At 60.7% G+C, this 15,632-nt stretch carries 12 protein-coding genes and 2 tRNA genes; 9 read left to right on the forward strand and 5 right to left on the reverse strand.

Annotated elements, in window-relative coordinates; translation table 11 throughout:
- Window positions 1–18: 18 nt before the first annotated feature.
- A complete protein-coding gene (gene coaD, locus CQR48_RS01720; protein ID WP_033493832.1) occupies window positions 19–525 on the reverse strand; it encodes a pantetheine-phosphate adenylyltransferase in 507 nt (168 codons plus the stop codon).
- A gap of 444 nt (window positions 526–969) precedes the next feature.
- On the opposite strand from coaD, the gene CQR48_RS01725 reads away from it, so the two are divergent.
- Window positions 970–1,290, forward strand: a complete 321-nt coding sequence (locus CQR48_RS01725; protein ID WP_033493870.1) for a DUF3039 domain-containing protein — start codon at window positions 970–972, stop codon at window positions 1,288–1,290.
- Between the two features lie 232 nt (window positions 1,291–1,522).
- Here the strand turns inward: CQR48_RS01725 and CQR48_RS01730 are convergent, their stop codons facing one another.
- Complete coding sequence (locus tag CQR48_RS01730; RefSeq protein WP_257467929.1) at window positions 1,523–2,875, reverse strand: nicotinate phosphoribosyltransferase; 1,353 nt, start codon at window positions 2,873–2,875, stop codon at window positions 1,523–1,525.
- 140 nt (window positions 2,876–3,015) lie between these two features.
- Here CQR48_RS01730 and CQR48_RS01735 point away from each other — a divergent pair, with 140 nt between their 5' ends.
- The 3 genes from CQR48_RS01735 to CQR48_RS01745 all read left to right on the forward strand — a co-directional run bounded on the left by CQR48_RS01735 (window position 3,016) and on the right by CQR48_RS01745 (window position 5,393).
- Window positions 3,016–3,648, forward strand: coding sequence for a Pr6Pr family membrane protein (locus CQR48_RS01735; protein ID WP_101451771.1), 633 nt, complete (start codon window positions 3,016–3,018; stop codon window positions 3,646–3,648).
- A 164-nt stretch (window positions 3,649–3,812) separates the two neighbouring features.
- Window positions 3,813–4,595, forward strand: a complete 783-nt coding sequence (rph, locus tag CQR48_RS01740; protein ID WP_371836371.1) for a ribonuclease PH — start codon at window positions 3,813–3,815, stop codon at window positions 4,593–4,595.
- 114 nt (window positions 4,596–4,709) lie between these two features.
- A complete protein-coding gene (locus CQR48_RS01745; RefSeq protein WP_101451772.1) occupies window positions 4,710–5,393 on the forward strand; it encodes a non-canonical purine NTP pyrophosphatase in 684 nt (227 codons plus the stop codon).
- A 30-nt stretch (window positions 5,394–5,423) separates the two neighbouring features.
- Here CQR48_RS01745 and CQR48_RS01750 read toward each other — a convergent pair whose 3' ends face one another.
- From CQR48_RS01750 to CQR48_RS01760, 3 genes are all read right to left on the reverse strand, one after another.
- The gene (locus CQR48_RS01750; protein WP_029576890.1) at window positions 5,424–6,425 is read right to left on the reverse strand and encodes an AEC family transporter; all 1,002 of its coding nucleotides are present in this window, start codon (window positions 6,423–6,425) and stop codon (window positions 5,424–5,426) included.
- 565 nt (window positions 6,426–6,990) lie between these two features.
- Window positions 6,991–7,063: transfer RNA gene (locus tag CQR48_RS01755), tRNA-Thr, on the reverse strand.
- A 161-nt stretch (window positions 7,064–7,224) separates the two neighbouring features.
- A tRNA-Leu gene (locus tag CQR48_RS01760) sits at window positions 7,225–7,305 on the reverse strand.
- Between the two features lie 1,911 nt (window positions 7,306–9,216).
- Between CQR48_RS01760 and CQR48_RS01765 the strand changes: the two genes are divergently transcribed.
- The 5 genes from CQR48_RS01765 to CQR48_RS01785 all read left to right on the forward strand — a co-directional run bounded on the left by CQR48_RS01765 (window position 9,217) and on the right by CQR48_RS01785 (window position 15,495).
- Complete coding sequence (locus tag CQR48_RS01765; protein WP_081602342.1) at window positions 9,217–10,392, forward strand: mannose-1-phosphate guanylyltransferase; 1,176 nt, start codon at window positions 9,217–9,219, stop codon at window positions 10,390–10,392.
- 150 nt (window positions 10,393–10,542) lie between these two features.
- A complete protein-coding gene (gene pgi / locus CQR48_RS01770) occupies window positions 10,543–12,240 on the forward strand; it encodes a glucose-6-phosphate isomerase (RefSeq protein WP_015449853.1) in 1,698 nt (565 codons plus the stop codon).
- 632 nt (window positions 12,241–12,872) lie between these two features.
- A complete protein-coding gene (rplS, locus tag CQR48_RS01775; RefSeq protein ID WP_015449855.1) occupies window positions 12,873–13,238 on the forward strand; it encodes a 50S ribosomal protein L19 in 366 nt (121 codons plus the stop codon).
- A 489-nt stretch (window positions 13,239–13,727) separates the two neighbouring features.
- The gene (lepB, locus tag CQR48_RS09085; protein ID WP_033493842.1) at window positions 13,728–14,660 is read left to right on the forward strand and encodes a signal peptidase I; all 933 of its coding nucleotides are present in this window, start codon (window positions 13,728–13,730) and stop codon (window positions 14,658–14,660) included.
- The gene (locus tag CQR48_RS01785; protein WP_240932258.1) at window positions 14,641–15,495 is read left to right on the forward strand and encodes a ribonuclease HII; all 855 of its coding nucleotides are present in this window, start codon (window positions 14,641–14,643) and stop codon (window positions 15,493–15,495) included. Before lepB ends, CQR48_RS01785 begins: the two co-directional genes overlap by 20 nt.
- Window positions 15,496–15,632: the final 137 nt, after the last annotated feature.

Here is a 15,632-nt window from a genome sequence, read left to right on the forward strand (position 1 = left end):
GCCGTGGTGTGTTACCGGTTATTTCCCGGCTTGTTGACCCTGTTCTTCCTCATGCAACGCCCGTTCGAGCAGGGGGATGACGCAATCGGGGACCATGCCGGTCACATCGCCACCATGGCGGGCGACATCTTTGACGACGGAACTGGAAATGTGCTCAAGCACCGGGTCGGCGGGCAGAAACAGGGTTTCCACGCCGGCGAGTTTGCGGTTGACGAGCGCCATGCCGAGTTCCGCTTCGTAATCGCCGTTCTGCCGCAGGCCTTTGACGATGACGGTCGCACCCACTTTCTTGCAATAATCGGTGATAAGGCCGTCGGTGGATGCGACGGTCACGTTGTCGCAGGTTCCTCCGAGGGCCTGACGGATGATATCAACCCGGGTGTGTTCTGAAAACATCGGTGTTTTCGCTGCATTGACGGCTACGACCACATGCACTTGCGTGAAGAAACGCGAGCAGCGTCGGATAACGTCAAGATGTCCGGCGGTTACCGGGTCGAACGAGCCGGGGCATACTGCGATAGTCATAGCACAAGCGTACCGCGTTTCCCGCCGGGAGCGTCAGCCGTCTCAACGTCGGTAGAAGGTTGTGCCGACGCTGAGTGGCTGGTGAGCGTCGGTAGAAGGTCGCGCTTCTGTTTCTGCCAACGCTGAGTGGGTCGTGAGCGTCGTTAGAGGGTTGTGCCGACGCTGAGTGGGTCGTGAATGTCGGTAGAAGGTGGCGGGGCGACGGGCCGTGGGCGCTTCCGGCGATGTGCCGCCGCCGTCGGATATCTCGCGTGACTATGATGGTGACATCGACGACAATCCGGTGGAAGGCGGAAACTCATGAACAGGTACGGAGAAAGCATCAGTGGCAACAAGAATATGCTCGTGGAAGAATCCTTCGATACGCTCAAGGCATCGGGCTCAGCGGCAGGCATAGCAACGGGCCAAGCTGCGGGCGCCACGGCCGAATTCTCTGCGGGTTCCGTGGTGGGGCTGATCGCACGCGATGCGGATGAGGCGGTCTCCCCGCTGTCGAATCCGGATTCCGCGACCGGCACGGCGGTGTTGGAGCGCCCGCAGGCGGAAGAGAAGCTCAAAGGCACTGATGACGGCGACGCGGACCGTTTCGCACATTATGTCTCCAAGCGCCGCATGGAGCAGTCGCGCCTGACCGGTCGTCCGGTGGTCGCGTTGTGCGGCAAGATCTGGGTGCCGAAGCATGATCCGTCGCAATATCCGGTATGCCCGGAATGCAAGCGCATCTATGAGCAGATGATGGGTGGCGCCGGCAACGGGGGTGAGTGAGCCCAGTTTCCTGCCGACATGCCTTCCCGCGTGCGAACGATATCAATATGACGAATACGATGGGCCGGCTGTGGGGTGTTGAAACGTCCTCGCAGCCGGCCCATCGTGCATATGGATGCAAAACCATGCGCTGATTGACGTCACCTGCTCACCGCATCGCAGCAACGGCGACAATCATTGCGCTACCAGCACCATCGCAGCGCTGACGACGCCGGTCAACCATCAATCACAGTCACAGCACCGTCGTTTCGGTCGGGATCGCCGGATCGCCCTTCATCAGGCTTTGCGCGGTAATCGGCAACTCGGCCAACGCCTTCGCGCGGTAGTTGTGTGCGTTGACAATCGCGTCATGACCCTGGTAATCATGGTTGATTTCGCCATGATCCACGTACTGCACGAGCAGGTCCTTCCAATCCTCGGGCGCCTGAAAATCGGCCAGCTTGCTCTCGGAACCGGATATGACGTGTTCGCAATCCGCGAGATTGTACTCATAGGAGCGGTAGGCGAGTTTACGCCCGGGCACGGTCGCTTTGTCCTTGGATTTCTTGGCGACCGGCTCCATGATGCCGTCTGCGTTCTCGCGCTCGGTCAGCTTGTAGACCATCGCGCAGGTCGGGGCGCCGGACCCGGTGACGAGCATCGTACCCACGCCATAGGAGTCGACCGGTGCGGTCTGCAGCGCGGCGAGCGCGTATTCGTCGAGGTCGTTGGTGACAGTAATGGTCGTGGAAGTCGCGCCCAGGGCATCCAGTTCGTTGCGCACGCGTTGTGCCATCGCGGCCAGGTCGCCCGAATCGATGCGCACACCGCCGAGATCAGGGCCGGCGACTTCGACGGCGGTTTTCACGGCTTCCTCAATGTTGTACGTGTCGACCAGCAGCGTGGTGCTCTTGCCAAGCGCGTTGATTTGCGATTCGAAGGCCTCGCGCTCGCTGTCATGTACGAGGGTGAAGCAGTGGGCCGCCGTGCCGATGGCTTTGAGTCCGTACAGCTGGGCGGCCAGCAGGTTCGCGGTGCCTTGGAAGCCGCCGACGACCGCCGCGCGTGCTGCGGCGACCGCGGCCCATTCGTTGGTGCGCCTGCCGCCCATATCCATGCAGGGGCGATCCTTGGCGGCGCTGACCATGCGGGAGGCGGCGGAGGCGACGGCGGAATCATAGTTGAGGATGGACAGCAGCAAGGTTTCGAGCAGCGTGCACTCGCCGAAAGTGCCCTCGACTTGCAGGACCGGTGAATTCGGGAAGAACATCTCGCCTTCGCGATACCCCTTGATTGAGCCGGTGAAGCGGAAGTTCTTGAGCCAGTTGAGCGTCTCCTTGCTCACGATTTTGCGGTCGGCGAGGAATGCGAGGTCGTCATCATCAAGATGGAAGTGTTCAAGCGCGTCGAGGATGCGCCCGGTGCCGGCGAGCACGCCGTAGCGGCGGCCTGCGGGCAGATGCCGGGTGAAGATTTCGAAGACGCATGGGCGGTTTGCGGTTCCGTCCTTGAGCGCGGCGTCCAGCATGGTGTATTCGTACATGTCGGTCATCAGTGCCGGTGAGTAATCAACCATGATTTGTCCTTCTCGTGATGTTCTCGTGATTGGGTCCGTTGCCGGTTAGCGTAGTCCGACGGCACTCGCCGTGCAAGCGTCGGTGGAAGGGTCTGCCGACGCTGAGGGGCGGGTAAACGTCGGTAGAGGGTTGTGCCGACGGTGAGGCGGGGCGGGCGTAAGCTGACGGTATGAGATTCATTGCGGGTGTCTGGCGTCTGGCAATTGCCGCGCTGTGCTTCGTCGGCACATACGAGGCGTGGACGATTCCCAATCGATGGGTGTATTTCACATTCCAAACCGGGTTCATGCTCGGCATCGTCATGCTGTGGTCCGGCGCCGCGAGCCTGCTCAAAGGCATCCAACCGCCCGCATGGCTCAAAGGCTGCCTGACGGTGTACGCGATTATCACCGCGCTGGTCGCGTTCCTGCTCATGCCGCCGGATGATCCGCATTACGTGCCCCAAGTGCTCGGCATCATGACCAATACGATGCTGCATCGTATTGCGCCGGTCATGGCCGTGGTTGATTTTCTGTTGTTCGACCCGCACCGGCGGTTCAAACCAAGTTATGTGCTCAGTTGGATGGGCTACTTTCCAATCTATCTCGCCTTTGTGGTGATTCGCGCACAGTTGTGGCCGCATTCGGGCCCGTCGGTTGGCGGCAACCCGTACCCGTACACCTTCATCGATTTGGGGCAGCTAGGGTGGAGCCAGTTCATCGTCAACATCGTGGGCCTTGTCATCGGATTCCTGCTGGTCGCGCTCGCCGTGTTCCTCATTGACCGGATCCTGCCTGAGAAGTCGCTGTTGTGCTCGCAGTGAGCGGTGCCGCACGGTGACTGTCTCGGACATGCGGGCGTTGCGCTGTGCTAGGTTGAGAGCGTATGAAGGATGATACGCCGGTAGGCCCGGCACATTGCAGATAATTGCAGATAACAGAACGCGAGGCAGACATGACACAGACGGATTTGGCGCACAAGAACGAGATGGATACCAAGGATGACGCGCAATCACGGATCGCCTTGGAAGTCGATATGAACCTCACCCGCGCGGACGGGCGGAAAGTCAACGAACTTCGCCCGGTGCACATCACCCGGCATTTCACCGAACCGCCGGAGGGCTCGGTGCTCATCGAATGCGGGCATACGCGCGTCATGTGCACGGCGACCTTCACGCCGTCCGTGCCGCGTTGGCGCAAGGACAGTGGGCTGGGCTGGGTGACCGCGGAATACGCGATGCTGCCGCGCGCCACCTCGGAGCGCACCGATCGTGAATCCGTCAAAGGCAAGATCGGCGGACGTACCCATGAAATCAGCCGTCTGATCGGGCGTTGCCTGCGCGGTGTCATCGATATGAAAGCGCTGGGGGAGAACCAGATCCAGTTGGATTGCGATGTTCTGCAGGCAGACGGCGGCACGCGTACCGCATCGATCACCGGTGCATATGTCGCGCTCGTCGACGCGTTGCGTTGGGCCGAAAAGAACGGGCACATCAAATCCGCTGACAAGGTGATTAAGGATGCGGTGTCCGCGGTGTCTGTCGGCGTGATCGACGGCAAGCCGATGCTGGATCTGCCGTATGTGGAGGACAGCAAGGCGATGACCGACATGAACGTTGCCATGACCGGTTCCGGCGCGTTCATTGAGATTCAAGGCACCGCTGAGCATCGCCCGTTCACGCGCGCGGAGCTCGGGATCCTGCTTGACCTCGCCGAAAAGGGCAACCGCGAATTGCAAGCCGCCCAGGCTGCGGCGCTCGCCCAGGACTGATTGGTTTCAGGCTGATTTTGCCTCAGGCTGGTCGGTTTCGAGCCGATTGGTTCTGGGTGATTGGTTCTGGACCGACCAATCCGGCCGCCGCCGTGCGCAACCCAACCCAAATCGATGAAAGGAATCACGTTGGCACTCACCATCGTCGTCGCCTCGCATAACGAAGGCAAACTCGCGGAAATCCGCCGAATTCTCGCAGAAGACCTCGCTGGCGCGCCGATCGAACTCGTCTCCGCGGGCTCGCTTGGTCTGCCCGACCCGGTCGAGACCGGCGTCACCTTCCAAGAGAACGCGCTGCTCAAGGCGCGGTTCGTCGCACAACGTTCCGGCATGCCCGCGATTGCCGACGATTCCGGGCTGATTGTTGACGTAATGGGCGCGGCCCCCGGCATCCTGTCCGCCCGCTGGGCCGGTGAACACGGCAATGATGCGGCGAACAACGAGCTGTTGCTCAAGCAGATTGCTGATATCCCCGACGACAAGCGCACGGCCCGGTTCCGTTGTGCGGCGGCGCTCGCGGTGCCCGGGCCGGGTGCGGACGCCGACGGACTGCATCCAATTGTCTCCGACCACGTGGAAATCGGCGAGATGCCCGGCCGCATTATCCGCAAGCCGCGCGGGGAGCATGGTTTCGGCTACGATCCGCTGTTCGTGCCGGATGATCAGCCTGCCCGGGCGTCGGGCGGCCCCGAGCTGACATCCGCCGAGATGAGCGCGGATGAGAAGAACGCGATATCGCACCGCGGCAAGGCATTGAAGGCTCTGGTTCCGGCCATCGCGCAACTGGTGACGCGGTAGGGGGATTACGCTCCGGGGCTCATAAGCGACTTAGCCGAGCAGCGCCATCCGCGCAACGGTCATCAATGTCAACGACACCACTGCGGTCAACGCGAGCGAGAACCCGGCAAGCCGCGCATTGCCCAGCACCTTGTCGGTGAACATCGTGGAGAACACCGCAATCGGGGCGAGGCAGCACAGCGCGACCGCTTGCCGGACCTCGGCACCGAACGGCAGCAGGAACCAAGCGGCTGCGGCGAACGCGATGCCGCACGGCAGCCGCCACAACAACACCTCAGCTACGGCTCGGACATCCGCACGGCCGGCCGGCACGTCCATGAGCATGCCAACCATGAGCATCGCGCACAGTGAGTTCGCGTTGGCGAAAGGTTGCGCGATATCGGCAATACCGGACGGAATGCGGACGCCCGCGATCATCAGGACGATCATCACCATATACACGTCGAACGATACCGATGAGACGAATCCGCGCACGATACGACGCCCCAACGTGCGCCGGGCGAGTCGTTTGGCATCCCGGTCTGACGGGCGTCGGTAGGGCAGTGTCGGCGCGTCGCCCGCGTGCTGCTCGGCAAGCGTCATTCCCGGCGCGATATGCAGCAGCGTTTGGGTGAGCACATTCGTTCCCGCGGCTACCATGATGCAGTTGCCGATGTCGAACATCGCGGCAGGCACCAACGCCGCAGACCCGTAAAATGCCTGCAATACGGGGAAACAGAAGCAGCCGACATTGAATCCGGCGCCGTTGAGCATGATAAAAGCGCGCTGGGAAACCGGGCGGTGACGGGTAAACAGGAAAATCAGCATGGGTGGTACCGCAGCTGCGGCGAACCCGAAGAGCGAAATCCACAGCAGGCGGATGTCATGCGGCTGCGTGGCGAACGAGTAGATGATGGCGCCGGGCAAAATGAGATCGAACTCCGCGGTCTGCAACACCCGGTAATCGCGCGGCCCGAACAGTCCGAAGCGTTTGAACGCGTAGCCCACCATGATGATGAGCAGCAGGGTGACCGGTTGGATGAGTGTGTGCACGTCTTTCCTCCCTGCGATGTTGCGATGCCTGACGGACGGTGACGCTGTTCATCATAGGATTCGGCTGCGTCGGCGCGCGGGATGTGTCCGTCGTGCGGTGGGGTGCGGGTGTGAGTGCGGCGTGCGTGCGGGCGTGGTGGAATAGTGCCCGAGACGTTGCTGTAGGCTGCGTTTTCGGTCGTATAGGAAAAAACGTGGTGCTCATGATGTGACTGAGTCCTGACGGAAGTAAGCGTGTCGTGAGGTGATTCATCGTGCGCTTATTCATCCCGGCATATCGGCGGTGCAGCACCACCCGACGCCGTCGCATGCTCGTCACCGGACACATCCGTTGTCCCTCAACCCGATGCCTCGGTTCAGACAATCACTCTACAAACTGGTTACGCTAGCGCCTCGCCCAGCGTAACTAGTTCGTGAAAAAACAATGATCGGCACACTCATTACCGAGCCGCCGCGCCAGACACACATTTTGTGATGCAACCCATTTCCCGAGGCTTGGCGGATACCATTGCATGCGAAAACGGGATAAAACAAAAACGGCACGCCCAACGACGTGCCGTACCGGAGCCACTTGACAGAATCGAACTGTCGACCTGCTCATTACGAGTGAGCCGCTCTACCGACTGAGCTAAAGTGGCATGTTGCCCGAGAAGCATACGCTCCTCGCGCACAAGTCCTTTACTATACCGGAACCTCCAGATATTGCAAAATCGACGGCGTTGTCGCACCAATTTCCCTTGGTATGAGCCCCAAGACAATCATCACAATCATTCTGCCGATGCCGGGGCACATACACCAGTGCGCGCGAAGGGACTTGAACCCTCACGACAAAGTCACAGGAACCTAAATCCTGCGCGTCTACCAATTCCGCCACGCGCGCGACCTGTCCAATGTACCACTGGGCCAAGCCAGCCGCATCAGAGTGCAGACAACCGCAGAATTCCAAGCGAAACACGCTGACGCACAACGGCACGGCGATTGGTGGAGCCCCAAATCGTGCAACATCCGAAAGCTCCGAAAGCACAATCAAAATCATGCCGATAACGGGAACTGCACGCCACGACGCAATGTGTTGCCCACGTTGTGCCCACAGTTTGCCCACGATTTCGGTCAGACGGCACGAATCGCGCCCCCGATTCCGTGGTCGTGGACGCGCAGTCGATTCAGTCTTGCAACCCGCTTGCTGCAGTGCATCACACGCATTCAACACGGCACGCTCCATGAATCCCTCTGCGCGCACAGCGAAACACACTCACCAATCACCACTGCAAACGATGGCGGTTGCACTTCTGCCGGCATCCTCGCATACCGACAGGATGTCGGCATTCACAAGGATAGAAACGTTGTCATCAACCGGTTGGTTACGCAATCATTTCGTAAAATTACCGTGAAATCAGCCTTCCACTCACGCAGCCGAAGCGCCGGTCGGGTATATTCATGATTGCGCGATTCATGCGCATTGCCGGATAATCCCGACGCATCCAACCATTATCAATCGAGAAAGGAAGGACAGACCATGACTGAGCAAATACTCAGAATGGATTCGACGCTCGCCGCGCTCGACCGACTTATGTCGGAAGACAGCGACAACGACGACGATCATGAGGAGGCCTGAGAGCCTCCTCATTTTTTATCCGGTCTTTCTGGTCTTTCCAGCGCTTTCAGATTCCCGCACTTTTAGCTTTCTCGTCGTTTTGGCCTTCCAGCCGTTGCAGTCATAGCTTCAGGCTCTTATCGAACACCCCTCATCTGCAGCGACACAACAATCGGTCCGACGTCGGAACCGTTAACCGCATCCGGCAACGGCATGGTCAACCGCGTCTGAAACCGCGCATCAAACCGCATCGTCAATTTGTCTTTTCCGGCATATAGAAACCGAAGGTATTGCTTTAGGCATTCCATTTCTTCGCGTATGCGGCGGCATACACAACCAGACGGAAGGTGCCGGGGAACGACGGGATCGCCTGGCATTCGCCGGCCCGCGCATGCCCGGGCATACGCGGCGCCCCGCTACCGGCATATCAGGCCCGTCGGGCGCTTGCTTCCGGCGTACGGCGTATGCCCTAGCATACGCGCGATTGACAACCCCCGGCCTGCACGGCAAACTCGGTTCCATCCCCTGCGGCCGGCAAGGACACGGGATGCAAGTCCGCTGTCTCGACATGCTTCGACTCATGCCATTCGTTTCCGTATCCATTCCGCCTTGAGCACCCGACGCCGATTGCCCGGGCACCATACCAAAGTCTCAATATCTCCCGTTCGAGCCGCGATGTTGAGAGATTGTTCGAAAAAAGTCTCAACGACTCGCGCAAACGGCAATTTAGACGAGATATTGAGATTTCTCGATGTGTCGAGCATGATGGTCAGTCGCGAAAAAGCCTGGAATTTCAACGATTCTTGACTGCTCGCCGTCTGTGATGCCGAGTGCGGAATCTCAATAAATCGGGAAAATCCGGATTCGCAAGGAGATATTGAGACTTTGTTCTGAAAATCTCGATGACATGGTGTAAATCGTCGAGATATTGAGATTTTTGCCGTTCTGTGTACATTACGTTCTGCGACATTCCATTTCGCGGATTTCGTCCCCTCAAATATTTTTCTCCTTCGGAATCGCGCCCCCGGTCTCACAACACGCCAGAAGTTCGTGATTGAAAGCACATGTCATCAGCATCGCAGTATTTCTATACCGCATTCCTGTGCCATACGCTTGTGCCACAATGGAGCCATGAGCAGCATGATCGACGCGAATGCACAGAATGCGCAGCACGGTGAACCGCAAGATACTTCGGGCATGGCGACGGAACGGCAGGAACCGCAGTCGCTGAGCGGGCGCGCGGAAGCGAATGAAAACCAGGATTTCTACGCGGTGATTCCCGCCGGCGGCACGGGAACCCGCCTGTGGCCGCTGAGCCGCGAGGCCAAACCGAAATTCCTCTACGACCTGCTCGGCCAGGGTCGCACGCTGATCCAATCCACCTACGACCGGCTGGAACGCGTTGCGGGGCGGGGCCATGTCACGGTGAGTACGGGTTGGCGGCATGTCGCGGCGATCCGCGAGCAGCTGCCGCAACTTGACGGCAACGACATCTTCGCCGAACCGGTGCCGCGTGATTCCACCGCCGCGATTTGCCTCGCCGCCGCCGTGTTGGCTCGCCGTCACGGGGAGCGCGTCGTGGTGGGGTCGTTCGCCGCGGACCATGTGATTCGTGGCGCTGCCTCCTTCGCCCGCGCGGTCCGTGAGGCCGTCGCCACTGCGCGCGCCGGCTATGTGACGACCATCGGCATCGCTGCGTCCCGCCCGTCCACGGCGTTCGGCTACATCCATCAGGGCCGTTCCCTGGCCGCGGACGTGCCCGAAGCCCCGAGTGCACGGCTGGTCGAGCGGTTCGTTGAGAAACCCGATGCCGCGACCGCCCAGGCCTACTTGTCCACCGGCGAATACCGTTGGAACGCCGGCATGTTCGTGATGCGCGCGGATGTGCTGCTCGGCCACTTGCGTGAATACAAGCCGCGTATGTACGACGCGATTTCAGCTATCGCGGACGCGTACCTTGCCGGCGGTGATGCGGTCGACGAGGCGATGGCGACTCACTGGTCGGGCATCGAGAAAATCGCATTCGATTACGCGGTCGCCGAACCGCTGAGCGTGCAGGGCGGCGTGGCGATGATCCCGGGTGATTTCGGTTGGGATGATATCGGCGATTTCAATTCCGTCGCCGCATTGCTGCCGAGCGCGAACCAGCAGAACATCAAGATTCTCGGCGATCGCGAAAACGTGTCCTATATCGATTCCGCCGGCGATGTGGTGGTGCCCGCCGCAGGACGAACGATTGCATTGCTCGGCGTGAACGACATGGTCGTGGTCGACACGCCGGATGCTTTGCTCGTCGCGCCGCGTGCACGCAGCCAGGAAGTCAAGAATATGGTGGCGCATCTGCGACAGGAAGGCCGTGACGAGCTGCTGTGACCGGCTCCGCCCGGACGGCATCGAAGACTGTCCGGTTCTGTCCTATTTTGTGAGTATCTTGTCACATGGAAGCAAACGATGTCATTCCACGTCGCGTGCCTGCCACGCAAGCGGGAAGATATCGCTTCGATTATGAAGAAAGGACCAAGTATGGCCATCAATCCGCCAGTTGACGCCACCAAGACTCCTGAGTGGGCTGCCCTGCAGAAGCACTATGACGAGCTGCAGAACGAAGGCATCAGCCTCAAGAAGTGGTTCGCCGAGGATCCGAGCCGTGTGGACCAGCTGAGCTTCGATGCCGGCGACCTGCACTTCGATCTGTCCAAGAACCTGATCAAGCCGGAAACCCTGAAGCTGTTCGCAGACCTCGCCAAGGCCGTCAAGCTTGACGAGCGCACCAAGGCCATGTACACCGGCGTGCACATCAACAACACCGAAGATCGCGCCGTGCTGCACACCGCGCTGCGTCGCCCGGTCGAAGATGAAGGCAAGTACATCGTCGACGGCCAGGATGTCGTCAAGGACGTGCGCGACACGCTCGATCGCATCTACGCCTTCGCTGACAAGGTCCGTTCCGGTGAGTGGAAGGGCGTCACCGGCAAGAAGATTGAAACCGTGGTCAACATCGGCATCGGCGGTTCCGACCTGGGTCCCGTCATGGTGTACGAAGCGCTCAAGCCGTACGCTGACGCCGGCATCTCCGCCCGCTACATCTCCAACATCGACCCGAACGATCTGGCCGAGAAGACCAAGGGCCTCGACCCGGAGACCACCCTGTTCATCATCGTCTCCAAGACCTTCACCACGCTTGAGACCCTGACCAACGCCCGTGAAGCCCGCACCTGGCTGCTCGAAGAGCTCAAGGCCAAGGGCGCCATCGACGGCTCCGACGCGCAGAACGCCGACGCCATCAAGAAGCACTTCGTCGCCGTCTCCACCAACTTGGAGAAGGTCGAGGAGTTCGGTATCGACCCGTCCAACGCTTTCGGCTTCTGGAACTGGGTCGGCGGCCGTTACTCCGTGGATTCCGCTGTCGGCACCTCCCTTGCCGTGGTCTTCGGCCCGGCCCGCTTCGAGGAGTTCCTGCACGGCTTCCATGAGATCGACGAGTACTTCGCCAACACCCCGTTCGACAAGAACGTGGTCGTGCTGCTCGGCATGCTCAACGTGTGGTACCGCAACTTCTTCCACGCCGCATCCCATGCGGTGCTCCCGTACGACCAGTACCTGCACCGCTTCCCGGCGTACCTGCAGCAGCTGACCATGGAATCCAACGGCAAGTCCGTGCGCTGGGACGGCACCCCCGTCACCTCCGACACCGGCGAGATCTTCTGGGGCGAGCCGGGCACCAACGGCCAGCACGCCTTCTACCAGCTGATCCACCAGGGCACGCAGCTGATTCCTGCCGACTTCATCGCGTTCGTCAACACCCCGAACCCGACCAAGGACGGCGACCAGGACGTGCACGAGCTGTTCCTGGGCAACTTCCTCGCGCAGACCAAGGCGCTCGCGTTCGGCAAGACCGCTGACGAGGTGCGCGCCGAGGGCACGCCTGAGGACATCGTCCCGGCCCGCGTGTTCACCGGCAACCGCCCGACCACGTCGATCTTCGGTGTGGCGCTGACCCCGTTCTCGCTCGGCGAGCTGATCGCCCTGTACGAGCACATCACCTTCGTCGAAGGCACGGTGTGGGGCCTGGACTCCTACGATCAGTGGGGCGTCGAGCTCGGCAAGCAGCTGGCCAAGCAGATCACCCCGGCGATTTCCAAGGACGACGATGCGCTCGCCGCCCAAGACGCCTCCACCCAAGGCCTGATCAAGTTCTACCGCGCCAACCGCGAGTTCTGATTCGCTGCGTGGTGTATGGCGGCCAGCGTAGCCTGACCTGCCGGTAGACCAAGCCAACAGGATCCCGCCATCCGTTACCGTTACGGATGGCGGGATTTTTGTGTTGGTGGGGTCTGTTCGGTGGGAATCTGTGTGCGTATCTGCTCGTGGTGTGACTGCCGGGTTACGCGGCGGCGGGGTATCGGCTGCATCCGGATTGGCCGGTGGGAGTATCCGCCTGCGGTGCGACTTGCTGGCCGCATGGCAAGCGGATACCAGCTACCGCGACGAGTCAGTCGGCCCTTGATGCCCCTGACACGCCTGATGTCCCAGGCGCGCCCGATGACCGAGCCGCCGTCATGTCCGCGCAGCCACAGTCTGTACACCCCAGTCTGCATGCGTCATAATCCGCACGATCCCAGTCCGCACATCACAGTAAAATGAACCTTTGCTATGCCGAAAAACGGGACGCCGCATAATCCCGTCTTTCTTTGGGTCCAGCCGGAACACTTACGTGGTGGCAACGCCATGATTCCGGCGGATTGGCACCCTTCGCAGGCGAACCTGCGAAGACATTTCAGCTGAACGGAATCCCGAAGGGGACCGTGCAGCCCCGACCAATCGTCGGTATGCGGCGGCGATGGAGGAACATCATGGTTAATGCCATCGAAGCATTCGACGCCAAGCATCTTAAGCCGGCGGAGGAAATCCCTGCGTTCCGTCCTGGCGACACCGTCGAGGTCAACGTCAAGATCAAGGAAGGCAACAATTCCCGTCTGCAGGCGTTCACCGGCGTGGTGATCGCTCGTCAGGGTGCTGGTGTGCGCGAGACCTTCGTGGTGCGCAAGATTAGCTTCGGCGTGGGTGTCGAGCGTCGTTTCCCGCTGCACTCCCCGTCGATCGATTCGATCAAGCTGGTGCGCAAGGGCCGTGTGCGTCGTGCGAAGCTGTACTACCTGCGTTCGCTGCGCGGCAAGGCTGCTCGTATCGTCGAGCGTCGCGACAACAGCGAGAAGTGAGTTTCGCGCTCATCGCATGAACCGGACAGCCCGGCGACCAGTAACGGTCGTCGGGCTGTCTGCGTTTCAAACAGTGTGGACGGCGCGGGCGTGGCGGATGCACCGGCGGCCCGTGCCGCTTGTGACAACACGGATTTGCAATACTGGGGCATTCCGTAGCAAGCCGCAAGTCGGAATAGCCGCGGGGTATGGACTTGGTTTTCGACTGTCCGATAAGTCCTCACTTGCGGAGAATCGGCGGGTACGAGCAGACGTGCTGGTAACGTATGCGACAGCACCGGTCAAGCTGGGGTGGCGATAGCATGGTCGAGCCAATACGGTGAGCGACTGACAGCGCGGCCTGCGGACGCTCCGGTAGGGCGTGCTGTCAGCGCGATTTGGTGGACGTTCGGCATCCTCCCGGCGTGCTCCGGCAGGATGCCCCGGCATCGCACTCGGCACGGTGCCTGACAAGGCTTCGCCGACAGCAGATCGGCAGATGGGAGAATCATGACGCAGCAGATGTCTCGGTCGTCAAGCGACCAGCGCGGTGACGCGGATTCCCACATCCTTTCAGTCGCCGAACGCGGCATCAATCCCGCCCCTGTCACCGCAACGACACAAGCCACCGCAACGACACCAGCCTCGGCATCATCACAACCCCCGGCTTCCTCTCAGACTTTCTTCCAAGATTTTTCCCCGGAGTTTTCCCCAGCGAACGCCCCAGATGATGTATCATCCCGACACGCCCGGCACGCAGCGCGCGCAGCCCATGCGGCCCACGCATCCGGCTCGTCGTCCCGCGGCGGTGCCCCGCGACGCTCTGCAAGCGCATCGTCAACCTCCGAGAACGCCCGCGAATGGCTGCTGTGGTGCGGTATCCCGGTACTGATCGTGCTGCTCATGCGCGTGTTCCTGTTCGGTTTCTATGTGATTCCTTCAGGCTCCATGCTGGATACCATCGAAATCAACGACCGGGTCATCACCACGAAACTTGCGCCCGACCTCATCAAGTTGCAGCGCGGTGACATCGTGGTGTTCAAAGACCCCGCCAACTGGCTGCAATCCGAATCATCAATGGGCAGCGATGATCTGATCAAACGGCTTATCGGCCTGCCGGGCGACACCGTGGCATGCGCTGGCGCCGGCCAGCCGGTGACCATCAACGGCGTGGCCATCGATGAAAGCTCGTATCTCAAACCCGGCGTGCAACCCAGCGATTTTGCCTTCAACGTCACTGTGACCGAGGGCCATATTTTCGTGCTTGGCGACAATCGCGCCAATTCCGCGGATTCCCGCTATCACCAGGATGACGGGTCGAACGGTCTCGTCCCGATTAGTGATGTGCTCGGCGTGGCGATTGTGCGCAACTGGCCGCTCAACCGCATCGGCAGACTTAATTCCCATCACGAGGTGTTCGCGAATGTCCCCAACCCAGCATGACGAGCCCAGCAGTTCTCAAGACACTGCTCATACCGCGCACACAGCGAATGCCGACCAGCCCGTGCGCACCGCAACGGCAGCGCACACTGCGCGCAGCAATCGACGCATCGGTCAACGCAGTACGATACACGTTCGCCCGGTTCCCACACTCGAGCTGGAACGCACCCTGGCCGCCCAAGGCTACGATGTGATTGTCGGATTCGATGAGGTTGGCCGAGGCTCCCTCGCCGGTCCAGTGATGGTCGGCGCCACCGCGATTTGGGCGCGTGACTTGCCGACATTGACGGTGCCTGAAGGGGTCGCGGACTCTAAAATGCTGACGGAACATCGCAGGGAGGCGATATTCCACCCGTTGCGCCGGTGGTGCGCCTCAAGCGCGGTCGGTCAGGCGAGCAATACCGAAATCGACGAATGGGGCATCACCTATGCGCTCGGTGTAGCCGCCCTGCGTGCGTTGGACGAGCTGGAACGCCAGCTTGGTATCGGCGGCGCGACACAGACGCCCCAAAGCGCCATCCGTGTCGGTGGGATTCTCGACGGTCCTAACGATTACATCACCGCCGCTCTCGGCACCTTCGACGCGCCGGACGTTCCGGTGCCCGCCCACATCATCACTAAAGTCAAAGGCGATCAGCATTGCGCCACGGTTGCCGCGGCGGCGGTCATCGCGAAAGTCACCAGGGACCATCTGATGGTGGATATCGCCGAAGGCAATCCGGCGTATGAGCCATACGGTTGGGCGCGCAACAAAGGGTACGGCTCGCAGGTGCATCGCGATGCGATCGCAAAGTATGGGCCGACGCCCTTGCACCGGTTGAGTTGGCATCTGGTCTGAATACTGACAATTCAGCCGTGCGACAATTCAGCCGGGGCGCCAGCTCGATTGGCACCAGTAGGGAGCCAGCCCACCTAGGTTGACGACACCACCCGCATATATCAACCGGATTGGCTACACCAGCCAGATAGACGCCA

The sequence above is a fragment of the Bifidobacterium thermophilum genome, assembly GCF_002846655.1.
Lineage (GTDB): Bacteria > Actinomycetota > Actinomycetes > Actinomycetales > Bifidobacteriaceae > Bifidobacterium > Bifidobacterium thermophilum.

Excerpts from the sequence above, each read along its gene's own strand:
- CQR48_RS01745 (WP_101451772.1), top strand. The coding sequence starts at position 4,710 with ATGAAAGGAATCACGTTGGCACTCACCATCGTCGTCGCCTCGCATAAC.
- CQR48_RS01785 (WP_240932258.1), top strand. The coding sequence starts at position 14,641 with ATGTCCCCAACCCAGCATGACGAGCCCAGCAGTTCTCAAGACACTGCT.
- pgi (WP_015449853.1), top strand. The coding sequence starts at position 10,543 with ATGGCCATCAATCCGCCAGTTGACGCCACCAAGACTCCTGAGTGGGCT.
- rplS (WP_015449855.1), top strand. The coding sequence starts at position 12,873 with ATGGTTAATGCCATCGAAGCATTCGACGCCAAGCATCTTAAGCCGGCG.
- lepB (WP_033493842.1), top strand. The coding sequence starts at position 13,728 with ATGACGCAGCAGATGTCTCGGTCGTCAAGCGACCAGCGCGGTGACGCG.
- coaD (WP_033493832.1), bottom strand. The coding sequence starts at position 525 with ATGACTATCGCAGTATGCCCCGGCTCGTTCGACCCGGTAACCGCCGGA.
- rph (WP_371836371.1), top strand. The coding sequence starts at position 3,813 with ATGGATACCAAGGATGACGCGCAATCACGGATCGCCTTGGAAGTCGAT.
- CQR48_RS01765 (WP_081602342.1), top strand. The coding sequence starts at position 9,217 with ATGGCGACGGAACGGCAGGAACCGCAGTCGCTGAGCGGGCGCGCGGAA.
- CQR48_RS01735 (WP_101451771.1), top strand. The coding sequence starts at position 3,016 with ATGAGATTCATTGCGGGTGTCTGGCGTCTGGCAATTGCCGCGCTGTGC.